A 17,970-nucleotide genomic window follows, 5' to 3' on the forward strand; every position below is an offset into this window, starting at 1 on the left:
ACGTAGTTGTCGTAGACCGAGGTCGTCTCCGCCCCCATCTCCTGCGGGGTCATCGCCTGCAGCAGGTGGGAGTCCTGGATGCGGTTGGACCACTCCTCGCGGAGCTTGGTCCGGTGCTCCCGCAGGTGCGCCACCAGCTGGGGCAGGAGCTGGTCCTCGTCCTCGTGGTCCAACGTCGGGAAATCCGCCGCGACCTCGTTCGCGACGTCGGCCTGGTCGTCCTCGGTCATGGTCACCTCTCCTGACGCCACTTGGTCATGGTCACTGTGGTCCCGCGCCCGGGTTCGGACGCCACTGCGAACTCATCCATCAGCCTGCGCGCTCCCGGAAGCCCCAACCCCAGTCCGTGGTAGGTGCTGAACCCGTCCTGCATGGCCTCGTCCACGTCGACGATGCCGGGACCGGTGTCGCGCGCGGTCGCCCGCACACCCGGCCGGTCCTCCTCGACGAGCTCGAGGCAGATCTCTCCGCTGCCGGCGAAGCGGACGATGTTGCGGGCGACCTCCGAGACGGCCGTCGCGATCAGCGTGAGCTCCGTACCCGTGAAGCCGCCCTTGGCCGCCAGCTCGCGGACCTGCTGCCGCGCCGTGACGATGTCGGCGTCGGTCCGGATGGCGACGCGGACCTCGGTGTCCCTCTGCTGCGCCCGCTCCATCAGCGGCTGGCTCAGGTCTGCGCACACCTGGCACTCCAGCAGGTGGCGTGCTGCCCCGACCTCGCGCTGCCGGCGCCGGTCACCACCGGAGATGGCCAGCAGTACGGGGCGGCAGCGATCGGTCGGTGGCTCCCTCTGCTCCAGAGCCAGCAGGTACTCCACCCGTAGCCGAGCCCGGGTGCGGTGCAGCTGGGCGGCCACCGCGCCGGGCGAGGAGCCGAGCTCACTTGCGAGCGAGCGGGTGTCCCTGCCGCCCACCTCGTGGGCGACCAGCGTGGCCCGCTCGTCCTCGGGCAGGCGGGACAGCGCCGCGCTGACGGCGGCCCGCTCCTCGCGGGCCAACAACTCCTCGTCCGGCGCCGCCGGGGGCCGCAGGTCCACCACCCGGTGCTGGTTGCGCTGGTGACGGTCCTTGTCCTTCCACAGCGTGGCGACGACGTTGCGGGCCGTGACGATGGCGTAGGGCTCCAGCATGCCCGGCTCGACCCGCTCGACCGCCCCGAGGACGCGCGTGAGGGTTTCCTGGACGAGATCCTCCGCCGCGGTCGGGTCCGACACGCGGGCACCGATGATCCGCCTCACCATCGGGATCAGCGCGGCGACGTCGAGGTTAGCCGGGTGCCCCGTCCCCGGGTCCGACGGCGCGGCGCTCACGGCGCGAACAGTACGCCCCGCGGCACGTCATCCGAGCCGGCCGAAGGCGTCCTCATAGGTGACACGGTCCAGCCATACCCCCGAAGGAGCAGACCCATGACCGTTCTGCCGTTCCGAAGTCCGTCGAGCTCACCCGCGCCAGGCACCGGCCCGCCCGGCACGAACGCCGAGCTGGTCGGGACGTTCCCCGCCCCGTCCGGCGGCCGCGGCACGTTCACCGGGTCGTACCGGCTGGAGCGGCTGGTCAACCAGTTCGGTCAGCTGGCTGCCGCCGGCATCTTCACCGGTGAGCTGCGCGACGCGGACGGGACACACGTCGGTATGTGCAGCCGACGGCTCACCTGCGCAGCCCTCGTCGAGACCGACGCCGAGACCCACCTCGTGCACATCGGACCCGTCGACGTGAACCTGCTCGGCCTGATGGTCACCGTGCAGGAGTTCAACGTGGGCCTGCGCCGAGACCTGCCCAAGCGCCCGACCGACCTGGGGTCGGCCCTCCGACGGACGGCCGATCCCGGCACCGAGTCGTGATCTACCTCGCCCTGGCGGGTCCGTGGCTCGCCCTCGGCTTCCTGCTCGTCATGCAGCAGCTGGAGCGCTGGCTGGACGACTCGCCTTGGGAAGACCTCCCGGCGACCCCGCGGAACGAGCTGCCGCGGGCGCGAGAGATGCACGCGCGGCTCTGGTCCTCGAGGCCTGACGCCCGCTCCGTCAGCCGGTCACCGTGAGGACCTCCGCGCCGCCGTCGGTCACCAGGATGGTGTGCTCGAACTGGGCGGAGCGCCTACCGTCGGCGGTCACCACGGTCCAGCCGTCGTCCCACATCTCCCACTCGTGGGTGCCCAGGTTCAGCATGGGCTCGATGGTGAACGTCATGCCAGGCTCCATCAGCGTGGAGTAGCGCGGGTCGTCGTAGTGGGGGACCACCAGCCCCGAGTGGAAGGCCGTCCCGATGCCGTGCCCGGTGAAGTCGCGCACGACGCCGTAGCCGAACCGGCGTGCGTACGACTCGATGACCCGGCCGACCACGCTGAGCGGACGCCCCGGGCGCACGGCGTTGATCGCCCGTCGCAGCGCCTCGCGGGTCCGCTCGACGAGCAGCCGGTCCTCCTCGGCGACGTCACCCACCAGGTAGGTCGCGTCCGTGTCGCCGTGGACGCCGCCGACGAAGGCCGTGATGTCGATGTTGACGATGTCGCCGTCGCGCAGCTCGGTGCTGTCGGGGATCCCGTGGCAGATCACCTCGTTGACCGAGGTGCAGAGCGACTTCGGGAAGCCCTTGTAGCCGAGCGTGGAGGGATAGGCGCCCCGCTGGACGAGGAAGTCGTGGCCGACCCGGTCGAGCTCGTCGGTCGTGACTCCGGGCGCGATGTGCCGCGCGACCTCGGCCATCGCCTCGGCCGCGAGCCGGCCGGCGACCCGCATGCGGGCCACGGTGTCGGAGTCCTTGACCTCCGATCCGGTGAACCGCGCCGGCGCCGGCTTGTCGACGTACTCGGGGCACGGGATCGAGTCGGGGACCGGGCGCCGGGGCGAGATGCGGCCCGGAGTGAGCAGAGGCATGGTGCTGGAGTCTAGTTGCGGGGAAGGATGCCGCCATGAGCGATGACGACGACCAGTGGTGGTTCTGCCTCAAGCACAACGAGGTCGAGCAGGGGACCGGCTGCGCCAACTCGGAGCGGATGGGGCCTTACGCGACCCGCGAGGAGGCCACGGCGGCGATCAGCCACGCCGCGGAGCGCACCGAGCAGTGGGACAAGGACCCCCGCTGGAACGACGAGTGACCGGAGCGCCGTACCGGCGACAATAAGCGCTGACCACAGCACTGACGACGGAGGGGCCGCACCCCTCGGGTGCGGCCCCTCCATTCGTCAGGTGCTGGTCAACTCTTCTTGGCCGCCCTGCGGGCGCGCGTCGCGGCGCCCTTCTTGGCGGCGGTCTTGCGCGCTGAGGTCTTCCTCGCGCGGGTGGCAGCGCCCTTCTTGGCCGCGGCCTTGCGGGTCGTGGCCTTCTTGGTGGTGCGCTTGGCTGCGGTCTTCTTGGCGGTGCTCTTGCGCGCCGTCTTCTTCGCGGTCGACTTCCTGGTCGCCTTCTTGGCGGTCTTGCGTGCCGCGGACTTGCGCGCGGTGGTCTTCTTGGCGGTGCTCTTGCGCGCCGTCGACCTCTTCGCTGCGGTCTTCTTGGCAGTCGACTTCTTGGTGGTGCGCTTGGCTGCGGACTTCTTCGCGGCCTTCTTGGCCGTCTTCCTCGCGGTGGTCTTCTTGGCGGTCGACTTCTTCGCGGCCTTCTTGGCCGGCGACTTCTTCGCCGCCTTCTTCGTCGTGCGAGCACTTGTCGTCTTGCGTGACGAGCTGCTTGCGGCGGAAGTCACCTTCGCCGTGGCGTCTTCTTCTGTTGCCGGCACACGCGCCTCCTGCATCTGTCGCCGAACCCGTTGGTCGACGTCTCATGAAAAGGTTGCACGACCAGGCGACGGTTACCAGCATTTCGCACAAGCAGTTTTTCGCGCACCACGTCGCACGACCTGCGTCGATGTGTGCACGGACGTCGCGCGGACCGCGCAGCCGCCGTCGACTTCGCCTTCTAGTAGTGCGTACGTCGCGTGACACAGGGATCGAAACTCGTTGCTGTGCAACGCTTTCTCGATCGCGCCGACATCGCATCGTGCGACGGCGCGTCAGGTGCTTGGTGGCGGACCACTCACGCGATCGAGCATGCGCGCGATGCGATCGCGCATCGACGGACGCGACACGTTTTCTCCGGCCGCGACACTCACGAGGTGCGACACGGTGTCGATGTCGACGTCACCGACGCCGACGCCGGCGATGTCGTCGGGCAGCTCGGTCGCGACGACGACACGTTGCGTGGAAGCCGACGGCACGACGAGACGGTCGTGCGCGAGCCCGGCGAGGTCGTCGTCTCCGTCGTCGATCGACAGCACGGTCGCCCCGATGCGTCGTGCGTCGGAGACGCGCTCGAGCAGTGACTCCGGTGGTGCGTCCGGTGCGACGACGAAAACCGTCTCGCCGCGTCGTGCCGCCTCGAGGCGGGCCATCGTGACGGCCAGGTGAGCCGGTGCGTCCGGTGGCGGGGACCAGCGGACGAGCGTGGGCTGCAGCTGCGCGATGCCCGAGATGCGCGACTCGTCGTCGAGGTGCGCGGCGAGGTGCCACGGCTCCTCGTCGGGGGTGCCGACGAGGAGAAGCCCTCCGGGGTCGCGGATCCGGCGCAGCGACGACGCGAACGACACGGTGCGCTCGACCCATCCCGATCCGGCGAGCGCCTCCCTCAGCAGGAGGACGCGGGCACTGTCCACCCCGCCATGCTGCCCTGCGCGGCCCGCCCGCGGGCCGACCGCCGCGCCCTCAGTGGAAGGTGTGCTCCTCGCCCGGGAACTCGCGGTCCCGCACGTCGGCCGCGAACGCCTGGGCGGCGTCGCCCAGCGCGCCTCTGAGGTCGGCGTAGTGCTTGACGAAGCGGGGGAAGGGTCCACGGCGAAGTCCGACCATGTCCTGCCAGACCAGCACCTGCCCGTCGCAGTCGACGCCCGCGCCGATGCCGATGGTGGGGATCACCAGCTCGGCCGTCACCCGCTTGGCGACGTCGGCCGGCACCATCTCCAGGACGATCGCGAAGGCACCCGCGTCCTGCAGGGCCAGGGCGGCGCGCACCAGCTCGTCACCGGTGTCACCGCGGCCCTGGACCCGGTAACCCCCCAGCTGGTGCTCGCTCTGCGGCGTGAAGCCGATGTGCGCCATGACCGGAACGCCGGCGTCGACCAGCGCCCGCACCTGCGGCGCCACCTGCGCGCCACCCTCCAGCTTCACCGCGTGGGCCGAGCCCTCCTTCATGAACCGCACGGCCGTCTCGAGCGCCTGCGCCGGCGACACCTGGTAGGAGCCGAAGGGCAGGTCGGCCACGACCATCGACCGGTGCGCGCCCCGTGCGACGGCGCGGACCAGCGGGAGCAGCTCGTCGACCGTCACCGGCAGCGTCGTCTCGTAGCCGAGCACGTTGTTGGCCGCCGAGTCGCCGACCAGGAGCAGCGGGATGCCCGCCTCGTCGAAGATCTCGGCCGTGAGCTGGTCGTAGGACGTCAGCATCGCGAAGCGCTCGCCGCGCTCCTTCATCGCCTTCAGGTGGTGGAGCCGGACCCGCTTCGCTGGCGGCGGTGCGTCGGCGGCCGACGGGCCGGAGCCGTAGGGGGAAGTCGTCTCGGACATGCGTCCTCCTGGTCGCCTCGAGGCTCCCTGGTGAAGTCCCCGGACACCTTCATGGTGCCACGCGTCAGTCGCTGGAGGGCACCGGCGGCGTGGCGTGCTCGCGCCAGCGGTTGGTGATGGGCAGCCTGCGGTCGCGGCCGAACGCCTTGTAGGAGATCTTCGGACCGGGGGGGTACTGCCGGCGCTTGTACTCGGCGACGTCGGTGAGCCGGAGCACCTGCTCGACCAGCTCACGGGCGAAGCCTGCGGCCAGCAGCTCCGACGACCCGCGGTCCTGCTCCACGTAGTCGTCCAGCACGTCGTCGAGCAGGCCGTAATCCGGCAGCGAGTCGGTGTCGAGCTGGCCGGGACGCAGCTCGGCGGAAGGCGGCTTGGTGATGGAGGACTCCGGGATCGGCGGTGTCTCGCCGCGCGCCTCGGCGTCGGCGTTGCGCCACCTCGACAGCTCCCACACCGACGTCTTGGGCACGTCCTTGAGGGGCGCGTAGCCGCCGACCGAGTCGCCGTAGAGCGTCGAGTAGCCGACCGAGAGCTCGCTCTTGTTGCCGGTGGCGAGCACCAGGTGGCCGTGCTGGTTGGACAGGGCCATCAGCGTCGTGCCGCGCACCCGGGCCTGCAGGTTCTCCTCCGCCAGCCCGGTCAGCTCGAGCGACGAGAGGAAGGCGTCGACCATCGGGGCGATCGGCACCGTCGAGTAGACGAGCCCGGTGCGGCGCGCCAGGTCGTCGGCGTCGGAGCGCGAGTGGTCGCTCGAGTAGCTGCTCGGCATCGAGATGCCATACACGTTCCCGGCGCCGAGCGCGTCGCACGCGATGACGGCGGTGAGCGCCGAGTCGATGCCGCCGGACAGTCCGAGCACCACGCTGCGGAAGCCGTTCTTGGCCACGTAGTCGCGCAGACCGGTCACCAGCGCGCCGTACACCTCCGCCTCGTCGACCAGACGCGGGGCGACACGTGCGGTCACCGCGTCGTACGGCGCCAGGGGCTCGCTCGACAGCGTCACGCGTCGCACCGGCTCAGCGGCCGTGACCGGGCTTCCGCCACCAGTGGCCGCCGGCAGGTCGAGGTCGACCACGAGGAGCACCTCCTCGAACTGCGGTGCCCGGGCGAGGACCTCGCCCTCCGCGGACACAACGATCGAGTCGCCGTCGAAGACCAGCTCGTCCTGCCCGCCGACCATGTTGACGTAGGCGAGCGTGCAGCCGGCCGTCGCGGCCCGGCGCCGGACCAGGTCGAGCCGGGCGTCGTCCTTGTCCCGCTCGTACGGCGACCCGTTGATGACGACGAGCAGCCCCGCGCCGGCCTCGCGGGTGCGGGCGACCGGGCCGCCCTCCTGCCAGATGTCCTCGCAGATGACGACGGCGACGTCGATGCCGTGCGCCCGGGCGACGGTCAGCGACGACCCGGGGACGAAGTAGCGGTACTCGTCGAAGACCCCGTAGTTGGGCAGGTGGTGCTTCGCGTAGCACCCGACGACCTCACCGCGGTGCACGAAGGCGGCGGCGTTCTGCGGGGCGCCCTTCGGGGTGCCGAGGACGTGCGGCGCGTCCGGCATGCCGTTCAGGAAGCCGACGACGACGAGCAGGTCCGCGGCCGCCGAGCCGCCGAGCGTCCGCGCCAGGTCGGCCATCGCCCGGCGGGACGCGTCGACAAACGAGCGCCGGAACACGAGGTCCTCGACCGGGTAGCCGGTCAGTGCCATCTCGGGGAAGGCGACGACGTGCGCCCCGGACCGTGCAGCCTCTTCGGCGAGGTCGGCGATGCGCTGCGCGTTGCCCTCCAGGTCGCCGACGACGGGGTCGAACTGGGCGAGAGCGAGGCGCAGCTGCGGCACAGCACGAGCCTAGTGAGCGGGTCAGCGACGCGTCGGGCCAGCCTGGCGCCGGGGCGCGCCGCCGCCGAGGGGGCGGGGCGCCGGCTGGTCGTCGCCCTCCTGCTCGGTGCGCAGCCGGGTCGCGAAGCCCGACATCCGGTCGCCGAGCCAGATCGTCATCGCGGCCGCGGGCATCGGTCTGGCGAGGAAGAAGCCCTGCACGAGGTCGCAGCCGAGCTCCTCGAGAACCCGCCAGCTGCGCTCGTCCTCCACGCCCTCGGCTAGCACGCGCAGGCCGAGGTCGTGGCCGAGGCCGATGACCGCGCGGACGATGGCCAGGTCGTCCTGCCGCTCGGCGAGGTGCCGAACGAAGCTCTTGTCGATCTTGACCTCCTGCACCGGCAGGCTGCGCAGCCGGGTCAGCGAGGAGTAGCCGGTGCCGAAGTCGTCGACCGAGACCGACAGCCCGAGCTGCACCAGCCGCTCCAGCGCCTGCACCGCGCGCTCCGGCTCGGCGACGATTGCGCTCTCGGTCACCTCGAGCTTGAGCAGCGCCGCCGGTAGGCCGGCCTGCACGAGCAGTCGGGCCACCGTGTCGGCCAGCTCCGGCTCGAGCAGGTTGCGCATCGACACGTTGACCGCCATCAGCACCGGAGTCCCGGCCTCCTGCCAGGCCACGCACTGCCGCACGGCGGTCTCGATGACGAAGCGGGTGAGCGGTCGGATCAACCCGGTGTGCTCGGCGAGCGGGATGAACTCGTCCGGCGGCACCTGCCCCCACAGCGGATGGGTCCAGCGGATCAGCGCCTCGACGCCGGTGATCTGGCCGGAGGACGGGTCGGCCTGCGGCTGGTAGTGCAGCTCGAGGGTGCCGTCGTCCAGGGCCCGAGCGAGGTCGCCGATCAGCGACAGGCGGCGGGAGCTGTAGGGGTCACGGTCGGGGGAGTAGCGGGCGACTCCGCTCAGGCCGTCCTTGGCGTCGTACATCGCGACCTCCGACCGGCGGAGGAGCAGTGCGGCGGAGGAGCCGTCGCGAGGGGTCGCGGAGATCCCGACGCTCACCGACACGTCGATCGTGACGTCGCCGAGCTGGATCGGCCGGGCCACGTCGCGGAAGATGCGGGCCACCATGCCCTCGACGTGGACGTCGTCGCCGCCGAGCAGCACCGCGAACTCGTCGCCGCCGAGCCGGGCGACGACGGTCTCGTCCGAGCCGAGGGCACGAAGCCGGTTGGCGACCTCGGCGAGCAGCTGGTCGCCGACGTCGTGGCCGAGGGTGTCGTTGACCTCCTTGAAGCGGTCGATGTCCATGAGCAGGACCGCGGCCGAGCCGGTGGTGGCGAGCCGCCGCTCGAGCCGCTGCTGGAAGTGCAGCCGGTTGGGCAGGCCGGTGAGCGGGTCGTGCAGCGCGAGGTGCTCGGTCTCCTCCGCTGCTGCGCGGACCCGCTCGACCAGGCCGGAGTTGGCCAGGGCGACCCCGGCGTGGCTGGCCAGCGCCTCGAAGAGCAGCTCGTCCTCGTGGTCGAACGTGCTGACGTCGTCGAGCCGGTCGGCGACGACCAGGACGCCGATGATCTCGCCCCCGTCGCGCAGCGGAGCTGCCATGCCGTCGAGGTGACCGGCGGCCCGCAGCTCGTGGTGGGCCTTGGTGCTCCCGCCGCGGACCAGCCGCAGGGGAGTGCCGTCGCAGGCCGCGGCGTACCAGGTGCCCTGGCAGTCCGGCGAGCACGCGAGGACGGCGGCGTGCCCGGCCCGCAGCAGCGTCCGCGCCTCCGAGGTGACCGTCTCGCCGACCGTGCCGGCCTGCAGCGCCTGGTCGACCGAGCGCGTGAACGAGTAGAGCAGCTGCAGCCGCCCGTAGCGCAGCCGCTGCACGTGGTAGCCGCGGTAGAGCAGGAAGGAGAGCACCGCCACGACGCCGAGCAGAACCAGCCCCTGGGACTCCCGGACCATGACCAGGGCGGTCAGCAGGGCGAGGTCGGTGACGACGACGGTGCCGACGGCAGCGATGGCGAGGGTTCGTCCGAGCTCGGCGAGGTCCCACTGGCCCTGGCGGATCGCGATGATCGCGAACAGCGCGAGGTTGCCGAGCAGGTCGGCGGCCACGGTCGCCGCGAGCGCGGCCAGCCAGGTGACGGGGTCCAGCTCGCTCGCGGTGACACCGGTCGCCTCGACCACGGCGGAGAAGACCGCCACCGCGACCGAGGCCTGCAGGAAGATCGAGGCCGTGTTGAACGCCAGCTTGATCGGCGGGTTGCGGTAGATGACCGCCTGGGTCAGCAGCATCCCGAGGACGGCCGCCAGGACCAGCTCTCCGGCGTCGAGGAAGAACAGCCCGAGCACCATGGGCGCCATGCTGAAGGTGAGGCTGTGGAGGTCACGGCCGAAGGGCAGGTGGACCGCGAAGCGCTCGCTGAGGGCGAAGACCAGTGCCACGGCCGGCCACCACAGGTGCGGGTCGTTCTCGGGCAGGGCGAGGCCTCGCCACCACAGGAGCGCTCCTGCGGTCGCGAGCCCGGCGCTCACGAGCCAGATCAGCCGGTCGCCCGGCGGACGTTCCGCCACGTCAGCAGTCTGCGCCATGCTCGACGGTCACGCTGCGGGTTTGCGAGGTTGCCCTGGGTAAAACCTTCGGAGATCCTCCGCGAGGGCCGGTGGGCGCTCCGGTCAGTTCCAGGTCGCGCCCTTGCCGGGGCCGCGGTTCCACGTCGCGGCCTCGACCGAGTTCCACGTCGCGCCCTTGCCCGGGCCGCGGTTCCAGGTCGCTCCGGCGTCGTCCGAGCCGGCCAGGCCGGTGCCGGCGACCAGCACGGCAGCGACGGCGAGGGCCAGCGCGAGGAGGAACGCGACGGCGGTGGAGGGAAGGGCGCGAGCGGCGGTGCGGGTCATGTCTTCTCCAGGGGAGTGGGGGGAGGTTCCACGTTCCTGTCATTGATCGTCGCCACTGATTGTGTGACTGACCATGACCCGGCGTGGTGTTGGCAAAGGATGTCGAACCGAACAGTTGGCGACCGGGGGGCCGTTCAGCCGATCTTGACGTGCGACGAGGGACCGTCCGCGAGGACGACGTCAGGCGCAACCCTGTAACACCGCGGAAACACCCGCGCGACACCATGCGCGTCATGGACAAGCAGCAAGAGTTCGTCCTCCGGACCCTGGAGGAGCGCGACATCCGCTTCGTCCGGCTGTGGTTCACCGACGTCCTCGGTTTCCTCAAGTCGGTGGCCGTCGCACCGGCCGAGCTCGAAGGGGCCTTCGACGAGGGCATCGGCTTCGACGGCTCGGCGATCGAGGGCTTCGCGCGGGTCGCCGAGTCCGACATGCTCGCCCGGCCGGACCCCGGCACCTTCCAGATCCTGCCCTGGCGCTCCGAGTCGCCCGGCACGGCGAGGATGTTCTGCGACATCGTCATGCCGGACGGGGCGCCGTCCTACGCCGACCCGCGCCAGGTGCTCAAGCGCACGCTGTCCAAGGCCGCGGACATGGGCTTCGCGTTCTACACCCACCCCGAGATCGAGTTCTTCCTCTTCAAGGACGGCTCGGCCACGACCAGCGAGCGGCGAGGGCTGCCTCCGACGCCGGTGGACCAGGGCGGGTACTTCGACCACATCGCCCACGGCATCGGGCACGACTTCCGCCGCGACGCCATCACCATGCTCGAGAACATGGGCATCTCGGTGGAGTTCAGCCACCACGAGGGCGCTCCTGGCCAGCAGGAGATCGACCTGCGCTACGCCGACGCGCTGTCCACGGCCGACAACATCATGACCTTCCGGCACGTGATGAAGCAGGTGGCGCTCAGCCAGGGCGTGCAGGCGTCGTTCATGCCGAAGCCCTACACCGACCACCCCGGCTCGGGCATGCACACCCACCTGAGCCTCTTCGAGGGCGAGCGCAACGCGTTCTTCGAGGCGGGGGCGCCCTACCAGCTGTCGAAGGCTGCCCGGTCGTTCATCGCCGGCCTGCTCCGCCATGCCGGCGAGATCACCGCCGTCACCAACCAGTGGGTCAACAGCTACAAGCGGCTGCTCGGCGGCGGCGAGGCACCGGCCTACGTGTGCTGGGGCCACAACAACCGGTCGGCCATGGTGCGGGTGCCCATGTACAAGCCGTCCAAGGGCCAGTCCACCCGGGTCGAGATCCGGTCGCCGGACTCGGCCTGCAACCCCTACCTCGCCTTCGCGGTGGTGCTCGGCGCCGGCCTCAAGGGCATCGAGGAGGGCTACGACCTGCCCGACGGCGCCGAGGACGACGTCTGGGCACTCACCGACGCCGAGCGGCAGGCCCTCGGCATCGAGCCGCTCCCGACCAACCTGTCGGAGGCCATCCGCCGGATGGAGGGCAGCGAGCTGGTCGCCGAGACGCTCGGCGAGCACGTCTTCGACTTCTTCCTGCGCAACAAGCGCGCGGAGTGGCTGGACTACCGCCGTGAGGTGACCACCTTCGAGCTGGACCGCTACCTTCCCGCACTGTGAGCCGCCTGCTCGTCGTCCAGCACGAGGGAAGCACCGGCCCCGGGTGGTGGGGGGAGTGGCTCGCCGCCGAGGGGGTCGTGCTCGAGGTCGTGCACCCGTACGCCGCGCAGGAGCTCCCCACGACCCAGGCCCTGCGGACCTATGACGGGCTGCTGGTGCTCGGCGGCGCCATGGGGCCGCTCGACGACGCGGACTGCCCCTGGCTGCCGCCCACCCGTGACCTGCTGGCGGCAGCGGTGGCCGACGGCCTGCCGACCTTCGGCATCTGCCTGGGCGCCGAGCTGCTCGTCGTCGCCTGCGGCGGCAGCGTCCGGCGCGGACCTGCCGGGCCCGAGCTGGGGGTGCTCACCAACGACCCGACGCCGGCGGCTGCCGACGACCCGGTCCTGTCGTCGGTGTCGCCCGGCACGCCCGTCCTGCAGTGGCACTGGGAGGAGATGGACGCGCTGCCGCCCGGCGCCGTGCTCCTCGCCACCTCACCGGCCTACCCGCACCAGGCCTTCCGGCTCGGCCCGGCGGCCTGGGGGGTGCAGGGGCACCCCGAGGTGACGCCGGCCATCGCCGCGGACTGGGCCCGCGAGGACAGCCCGCTGCTGCTCGCCGCCGGCCGGGAGCCGGCCGACCTGGTCGCCGAGGTGGAGCGAGAGACCCCGCGGCTGGTGCAGAGCTGGCAGCCGGTCGCCCGCGCATTCGGGGAGGTGGTCGCCGCCCGGGCGGCCGGTGCCGGTGCGGACGGCGGCGCCGGTGCGGCCGGGGCCTTGCCGTTGCTTGACGACGTCTTGGGCCGGCGTGGTGCGCCACCCGGCGGGGCGACGGGTTAGCGTCGGGCACCGTGGCAGCCGGACGCGGCACCAGCGCCGGAGCACGGCTGGCCAGGGTGGGCTTCACCGAGCCGACGCGCGCTGCGGCGACGGTCGACGCGTCGCATGAGCTCAGCGACCTGGTCGGCGACGAGCGCGTCCTGGCGACCCTCGGCACGGTCGGCGACCCCGACGCCGCCCTGAGCGCCCTGGGCCGGCTGCTCGACGCGGCCGCCGATCCCCGGGAGCTCACCACCGCCCTCTGCGAGGACGAGCGGCTGCGTGGCGGGCTGCTGGCGGTGCTCGGCTCGAGCGTGGCGCTGGGGGAGCACCTGGCGCGGCACCCGGACCACTGGCGGCTGCTGCAGGACGAGCCGGACACCCGCCCGACGGCCGACGGGTTGCGCGCGAGGCTGCTGCGCGCCGTCGGCGCCGACCCCGGCGGCCCGGCGCCGGTCGCCAGCAACCGGCTCCCCGACGTCCTCGACGCGCTTCGGGTCGCCTACCACGGCGCCCTGCTGGGGCTGGCCGCCCGTGACGTCGGCGGCGGGCTCGAGGTGGCGGACGTCGCCGCCGAGCTGGCCGACCTGGCCGGCGCCACCCTGGAGGCGGCGCTGGCGATCGCGCGTGCCCAGGTCGGGCCGGCCGACGCCGGGCACTGCCGGCTGGCGGTCGTGGCCATGGGCAAGTGCGGAGGCCGCGAGCTCAACTACGTGAGCGACGTCGACGTGGTGTTCGTCGCCGAGCCGGCCCACGACCTGCCCGAGGGCGTCGACGAGCAGGCCGCGCTGCGCACCGCCACCGCGCTCGCGGTCTCCCTCATGCGGGCCTGCTCCGCAACGACCGCCGAGGGCACCATCTGGCCGGTCGACGCCGCGCTGCGTCCTGAGGGCAAGGCCGGCCCGCTGGTGCGCAGCCTGGCCAGCCACGTCGCCTACTACGAGCGGTGGGCCAAGACCTGGGAGTTCCAGGCGCTGCTCAAGGCACGACCTGTGGCGGGCGACCTGGCACTGGGGCAGGCCTACGTCGACGCCGTCGGCCCGATGGTGTGGCAGGCGGCCGACCGGCCCGACTTCGTGTCCGACGTCCAGCAGATGCGTCGCCGGGTCGAAGGCACCCTGGCCACCACGAGCAGCCACCGCGAGCTCAAGCTCGGGCCGGGTGGGCTGCGCGACGTCGAGTTCGCCGTCCAGCTGCTGCAGCTGGTGCACGGCCGCAGCGACGAGACCCTGCGCAGCACCAACACGCTGGAGGCGCTCGAGTCGCTGTCGACGTACGGCTATGTCGGCCGCGCCGACGCCGCCTCGCTGGACAAGGCCTACCGATTCCTGCGCTCCGTCGAGCACCGGCTGCAGGTGCACCGGCTGCGACGTACGCACGTCATGCCGGAGGCGGAGGTCGAGCTGCGGCGCATCGGCCGTTCGCTCGGGCTGCGCGCCGACCCGGTCGGCGACCTCGACCGGGAGTGGCGCCGGCACGCCCGCGAGGTGCGCCGCCTGCACGAAAAGCTGTTCTACCGGCCGCTGCTGAGCTCGGTGGCCCGGCTGGCGTCCGGCGAGGCCCGGCTGACCCCGGACGCGGCTCGGTCGCGGCTCGAGGCGCTCGGCTACGCCGACCCGGCCGGCGCCCTGCGCCACCTCGAGGCGCTCACCGAGGGCGTGTCCCGCCGGGCCGCGATCCAGCGCACGCTGCTCCCCGTGCTCCTCGGCTGGTTCGCCGACGCGCCCGACCCGGACGGCGGGCTGCTCGCCTTCCGGCAGATCAGCGACGCCCTCGGCACCACACCGTGGTACCTGCGGGTCCTGCGCGACGAGGGTGCGGTGGCGGAGCGGATGGCGCTGCTGCTGGCGAGCAGCAGGTACGCCGTCGAGCTGCTCGGCCGGGCGCCAGAGGCGGTGCGGATGCTCGCGGACGACGCCGAGCTGGTCCCCGGGACCCGTGCCGAGCTGGCAGCCGAGCTGGCCAGCGCCGTCGCGCGGCACGACGACCCGGAAACTGCGGTCACCGTGGCGCGCGGGGTCCGTCGACGCGAGCTGTTCCGGGTGGCAGCCGCCGACCTGCTGCACGTCGCGACCGTCGAGCAGGTCGAGGAGGCGCTCACCGACGTCGTCGCGGCCGCCGTGCAGTCGGCTCTCGATGTCGCCGTGCGGTCGGTCACCTCGACCCGTGGTGGCGCGTTGCCGACCAGGGTCGCCGTCATCGCGATGGGTCGGTTCGGCGGCCGCGAGCTGTCCTACGCCAGCGACGCCGACGTGCTCTTCGTGCACGAGCCGCTCGAGGGGGCGGCGGAGCAGGAGGCGTCCGAGGCCGCGCACGCGGTGGTGCACGAGCTGCGCCGGCTGCTCTCGGTGCCCTCGCCCGACCCGCCGCTGACCGTCGACGCCGACCTGCGTCCGGAGGGTCGGCAGGGGCCGCTGGTGCGCACCCTCGCGTCCTACGCCGCTTACTACGACCGCTGGTCGCACGTCTGGGAGAGCCAGGCGCTGCTGCGCGCCGACCCGGTCGCCGGCGACGCCGACCTGGGCGCCCGGTTCGTCGAGCTGGTCGACCCGCTGCGCTACCGCGAGGGTGGGCTGGACGAGGCATCGGTGCGTGAGATCAGGCGGATCAAGGCCCGGGTCGAGGCCGAGCGGCTGCCCCGCGGCGCGGACCCGGCCCGGCACACCAAGCTCGGTCCGGGCGGCCTGGCCGACGTCGAGTGGACCGTGCAGCTGCTCCAGCTGCGGCACGCCGCGGAGCTGCCCGGGCTGCGCACCCCGCGCACCCTCGAGGCGCTCGCAGCGGCCCGGCGGGCCGGGCTGGTCACTCCGGACCAGGCCCAGGTGCTCGCGCACGCGTGGCGGACCGCCAGCCGGGTGCGCAACGCGGTGCTGCTGGTGCGCGGCCGTCCGGGCGACAGCCTGCCCACCGACCTGCGCGAGCTGTCCGGGGTGGCCCGCGTCCTGGGCTACCCTCCGGGCGCGTCGGGGGAGCTCGTGGACGACTACCGTCGAGCCACCCGGCGGGCCAGGGCTGTCGTCGAGAGGGTGTTCTACCGGTGAGCGCGGCGGACGGAGGAGCGGGCGTGCCGCCTGGTGCGCCGGTGCCACCGCCGGTGCCACCGCCGGTGCCCGCCGCCGGCGCGCCGGTGCCGGCCCGCCGACCGACGGTGCGCGACGTGCTCCGGCACCGGGAGTTCCGCGGGCTGGTCGTGGCCCAGGTCGCCAGCGAGCTCGGCGACCACGTCGCCCGCGTCGCCCTCGCCTCCTTGGTGCTGGCGCGCACCGAGAGCGCCTTCCTGGCGGTGCTGGCCTTCGTCGCGAGCTTCGTGCCCGCGGTCTTCGGCTCGGCGCTGCTGGGCACCCTGGCCGACCGGATGCCGCGCAAGGTCGTGATGCTGGCGTGCGACCTGGCCCGGGCGGTGGTCGTCGGCGTGATCGCGCTGCTCGCGGTGGACTCGACGCCGGTGTGGCTGCTGCTCCTGCTGCTGCTGGTGGCCGAGACGTTCACCGCGCCGTTCGAGGCGGCGCACCGCGCCGTCGTGCCGGACGTGCTGCCGGACCCGCGCGAGAACATCGTGGGCGTCGGCCTGCTGCGCACCCTCTACCAGGCCGACCAGGTCGTCGGCATCCTCGCGGCCGGGCTGGTCATCGTCGCGGTGGGGGAGCGGGCCGGCCTGCTGCTCGACGTGGCCTCCTTCGTGGTCTCGTTCGTCGTGCTGGCCGTGACCCTCAAGTGGCGTCCGGCGAGCGGGCGGCGGGAGGGCGAGCACCAGACGCTGGTGTCGGACTTCCGCGAGGGGTGGCGGTTGGTGTTCGACGACCCGGCCCTCAAGGCGCTGGTCGTGCTGGCCTGGGGAGCAGCGGTGTTCCTCATCGCCCCCGAGGCGGTCGCGCTGGCCTATGCCCGGGACGACGGGGCCGGGCCGGCCGTCGGGGCTGCGCTGATGGCCAGCCTTCCGGCCGGCGCCGCGCTGGGCTCCTCGCTGGTCGCCCGGCTCGACCCGGTGCGCCAGGTGGGACTGATCCTCCCGCTCGCGGTGGCGGCGTGCGCGCCGCTGCTGCTCACCAGCCTGGCGCCGGCCTGGTACGTCGCGCTGCCGCTGTGGTTCGTCGCCGGTGCGTCCCAGGGCTTCATGGTGCCGCTGATGACGACGGTGAACCTGATGAGCCCCGCCGCGCTGCGCGGCCGGGTCAACGGCCTGGCCGGGGCCGGTTTCTCGACGGTGACCGCGACGACCTTCCTGCTCGCCGGGGCGATGGCGGACCTGGCCTCGCCGGCCGTGTCGGTCACCGTGGCCGCCGTCATCGGCCTGGCGCTGGTGGGTGCCGCGCACCGCACCTGGCCGGCCGGTGCGCTGCGCCGTGCGGCGCAGCGGGTCTACGCGTCCGGCTGAGCCGCCGCCGACGAGGTGATATCCGACACGCACCAATTGCCGACAATCGCCGAATTGGCAGCGATCGGCCAGCCTACCCGGCACACTGGTGCGGCCACCTCACCGCTCGCAGCGGTGTCCGGGTGAGCCTCCCTTCCGTACCACCACGAGGACGCCGCACCATGCGCATCGCCCGACCCGCCCCCGCACTCCGCCTCCCCGAGCGCCCGCCCGTCCGGCTGCTCGCCGCGGTCGTCGCGGCCGTGCTCGCGACCGTGCTGCTGCCGGCCTCGCCGGCCGCCGCCGTCAAGGTCAAGGTCGACAAGCGCTTCTTCGGGGTGCACGACTCCGGGCTCGCCTCGCTGTCGCGGGCCGGCACCGGCTCGATCCGGCTGTGGGACACCGGCACCCTTTGGCGTGACATCGAGGTCGCCCCGGGCGTGTACAACTGGACCCGGCTCGACCAGATCGTCAACGCCGCGCAGGCGCGTAACGTCGAGGTCACCCTGGTGCTCGGCATGACGCCCTCGTTCTACGCCTCCGTGCCGACGGCGATGCCGAACGACCCTGGCGCCTTCTACCGCTACGTCACCGCAGTCGTGCAGCGGTACCGGAACTGGAACGGCAAGCGCGGCATCCACGCCTACCAGGTGTGGAACGAGGCCAACGTCACCAACTTCTGGACCGGCACCACCCTGCAGATGGCCCAGCTGACCAAGGCGACCCGCAACGCCGTCAAGGCGGCCGACTCCGGGGCGATCGTCGTGGGCCCGGCCTTCGCGGCGCGCATCGGCGAACAGATCCGCGGCATCACCAAGTTCGCCTTCGCCCGCGTCGACGGGGTACCGGCGTGGAAGTTCGCCGACGTGCTGTCGCTCAACCTCTACCCGCTGCCCAAGTACGGCACCCAGGTGGGCACGCCGGAGTACTCCATGCAGCTGCTCGCCCGGGCGAGGAAGATCCTGGGGTACGGCGGGGTGCCCAAGAGCAAGCCGA

Annotated in this window: 17 protein-coding genes; 8 read left to right on the forward strand and 9 right to left on the reverse strand. The window is 72.5% G+C overall.

Features of this window, described 5'->3' with window-relative positions:
- The coding region (locus VK640_08400) for an anti-anti-sigma factor (GenBank protein ID HTE73204.1) at positions 1-230 on the reverse strand (230 nt) is incomplete at its 3' end.
- Positions 231-232: 2 nt separating this feature from the next.
- The gene (locus tag VK640_08405) at positions 233-1,309 is read right to left on the reverse strand and encodes a sigma-70 family RNA polymerase sigma factor (protein ID HTE73205.1); all 1,077 of its coding nucleotides are present in this window, start codon (positions 1,307-1,309) and stop codon (positions 233-235) included.
- A gap of 96 nt (positions 1,310-1,405) precedes the next feature.
- Between VK640_08405 and VK640_08410 the strand changes: the two genes are divergently transcribed.
- Positions 1,406-1,840 carry a hypothetical protein gene (locus tag VK640_08410; protein HTE73206.1) on the forward strand — a complete coding sequence of 145 codons (435 nt, stop codon included), beginning with the start codon at positions 1,406-1,408 and terminating at the stop codon, positions 1,838-1,840.
- Complete coding sequence (locus tag VK640_08415) at positions 1,837-2,037, forward strand: hypothetical protein (GenBank protein HTE73207.1); 201 nt, start codon at positions 1,837-1,839, stop codon at positions 2,035-2,037. The genes VK640_08410 and VK640_08415 overlap by 4 nt, the downstream gene beginning before the upstream one ends.
- Here VK640_08415 and map read toward each other — a convergent pair.
- Entirely contained in the window at positions 2,021-2,872 is an 852-nt protein-coding gene (gene map, locus VK640_08420; GenBank protein ID HTE73208.1) for a type I methionyl aminopeptidase, read from the reverse strand. The two genes, VK640_08415 and map, sit on opposite strands and share 17 nt — an antisense overlap.
- Before the next feature lie 35 nt (positions 2,873-2,907).
- Here map and VK640_08425 point away from each other — a divergent pair, with 35 nt between their 5' ends.
- The gene (locus tag VK640_08425) at positions 2,908-3,093 is read left to right on the forward strand and encodes a hypothetical protein (protein ID HTE73209.1); all 186 of its coding nucleotides are present in this window, start codon (positions 2,908-2,910) and stop codon (positions 3,091-3,093) included.
- 98 nt (positions 3,094-3,191) lie between these two features.
- Here the strand turns inward: VK640_08425 and VK640_08430 are convergent, their stop codons facing one another.
- From VK640_08430 to VK640_08455, 6 genes are all read right to left on the reverse strand, one after another.
- Complete coding sequence (locus VK640_08430; GenBank protein HTE73210.1) at positions 3,192-3,680, reverse strand: hypothetical protein; 489 nt, start codon at positions 3,678-3,680, stop codon at positions 3,192-3,194.
- 306 nt (positions 3,681-3,986) lie between these two features.
- A complete protein-coding gene (locus VK640_08435) occupies positions 3,987-4,625 on the reverse strand; it encodes a hypothetical protein (GenBank protein HTE73211.1) in 639 nt (212 codons plus the stop codon).
- Between the two features lie 49 nt (positions 4,626-4,674).
- Positions 4,675-5,532: a 3-methyl-2-oxobutanoate hydroxymethyltransferase gene (gene panB / locus VK640_08440; GenBank protein ID HTE73212.1), complete on the reverse strand. Its 858-nt coding sequence runs from the start codon at positions 5,530-5,532 to the stop codon at positions 4,675-4,677.
- Between the two features lie 64 nt (positions 5,533-5,596).
- Positions 5,597-7,366 (reverse strand): NAD+ synthase, encoded by a 1,770-nt coding sequence (locus VK640_08445; GenBank protein HTE73213.1) that lies wholly within the window; start codon positions 7,364-7,366, stop codon positions 5,597-5,599.
- Between the two features lie 21 nt (positions 7,367-7,387).
- Complete coding sequence (locus VK640_08450; GenBank protein HTE73214.1) at positions 7,388-9,910, reverse strand: EAL domain-containing protein; 2,523 nt, start codon at positions 9,908-9,910, stop codon at positions 7,388-7,390.
- 102 nt (positions 9,911-10,012) lie between these two features.
- A complete protein-coding gene (locus VK640_08455; GenBank protein HTE73215.1) occupies positions 10,013-10,234 on the reverse strand; it encodes a hypothetical protein in 222 nt (73 codons plus the stop codon).
- Between the two features lie 233 nt (positions 10,235-10,467).
- On the opposite strand from VK640_08455, the gene glnA reads away from it, so the two are divergent.
- The 5 genes from glnA to VK640_08480 form a co-directional block, all read left to right on the forward strand.
- On the forward strand, positions 10,468-11,820 hold the full coding sequence (gene glnA, locus VK640_08460) for a type I glutamate--ammonia ligase (GenBank protein HTE73216.1): 1,353 nt from the start codon (positions 10,468-10,470) through the stop codon (positions 11,818-11,820).
- Positions 11,817-12,641: a type 1 glutamine amidotransferase gene (locus VK640_08465; GenBank protein ID HTE73217.1), complete on the forward strand. Its 825-nt coding sequence runs from the start codon at positions 11,817-11,819 to the stop codon at positions 12,639-12,641. Before glnA ends, VK640_08465 begins: the two co-directional genes overlap by 4 nt.
- Positions 12,642-12,652: 11 nt before the next feature.
- Complete coding sequence (locus VK640_08470; protein HTE73218.1) at positions 12,653-15,661, forward strand: bifunctional [glutamine synthetase] adenylyltransferase/[glutamine synthetase]-adenylyl-L-tyrosine phosphorylase; 3,009 nt, start codon at positions 12,653-12,655, stop codon at positions 15,659-15,661.
- Between the two features lie 23 nt (positions 15,662-15,684).
- Positions 15,685-16,995, forward strand: coding sequence for an MFS transporter (locus VK640_08475; GenBank protein HTE73219.1), 1,311 nt, complete (start codon positions 15,685-15,687; stop codon positions 16,993-16,995).
- Positions 16,996-17,156: 161 nt separating this feature from the next.
- Positions 17,157-17,970: hypothetical protein (locus VK640_08480; protein ID HTE73220.1), on the forward strand; the 814-nt coding region annotated here is incomplete at its 3' end.

Source organism: Actinomycetes bacterium, from assembly GCA_035489715.1.
Classification (GTDB): domain Bacteria; phylum Actinomycetota; class Actinomycetes; order JACCUZ01; family JACCUZ01; genus DATHAP01.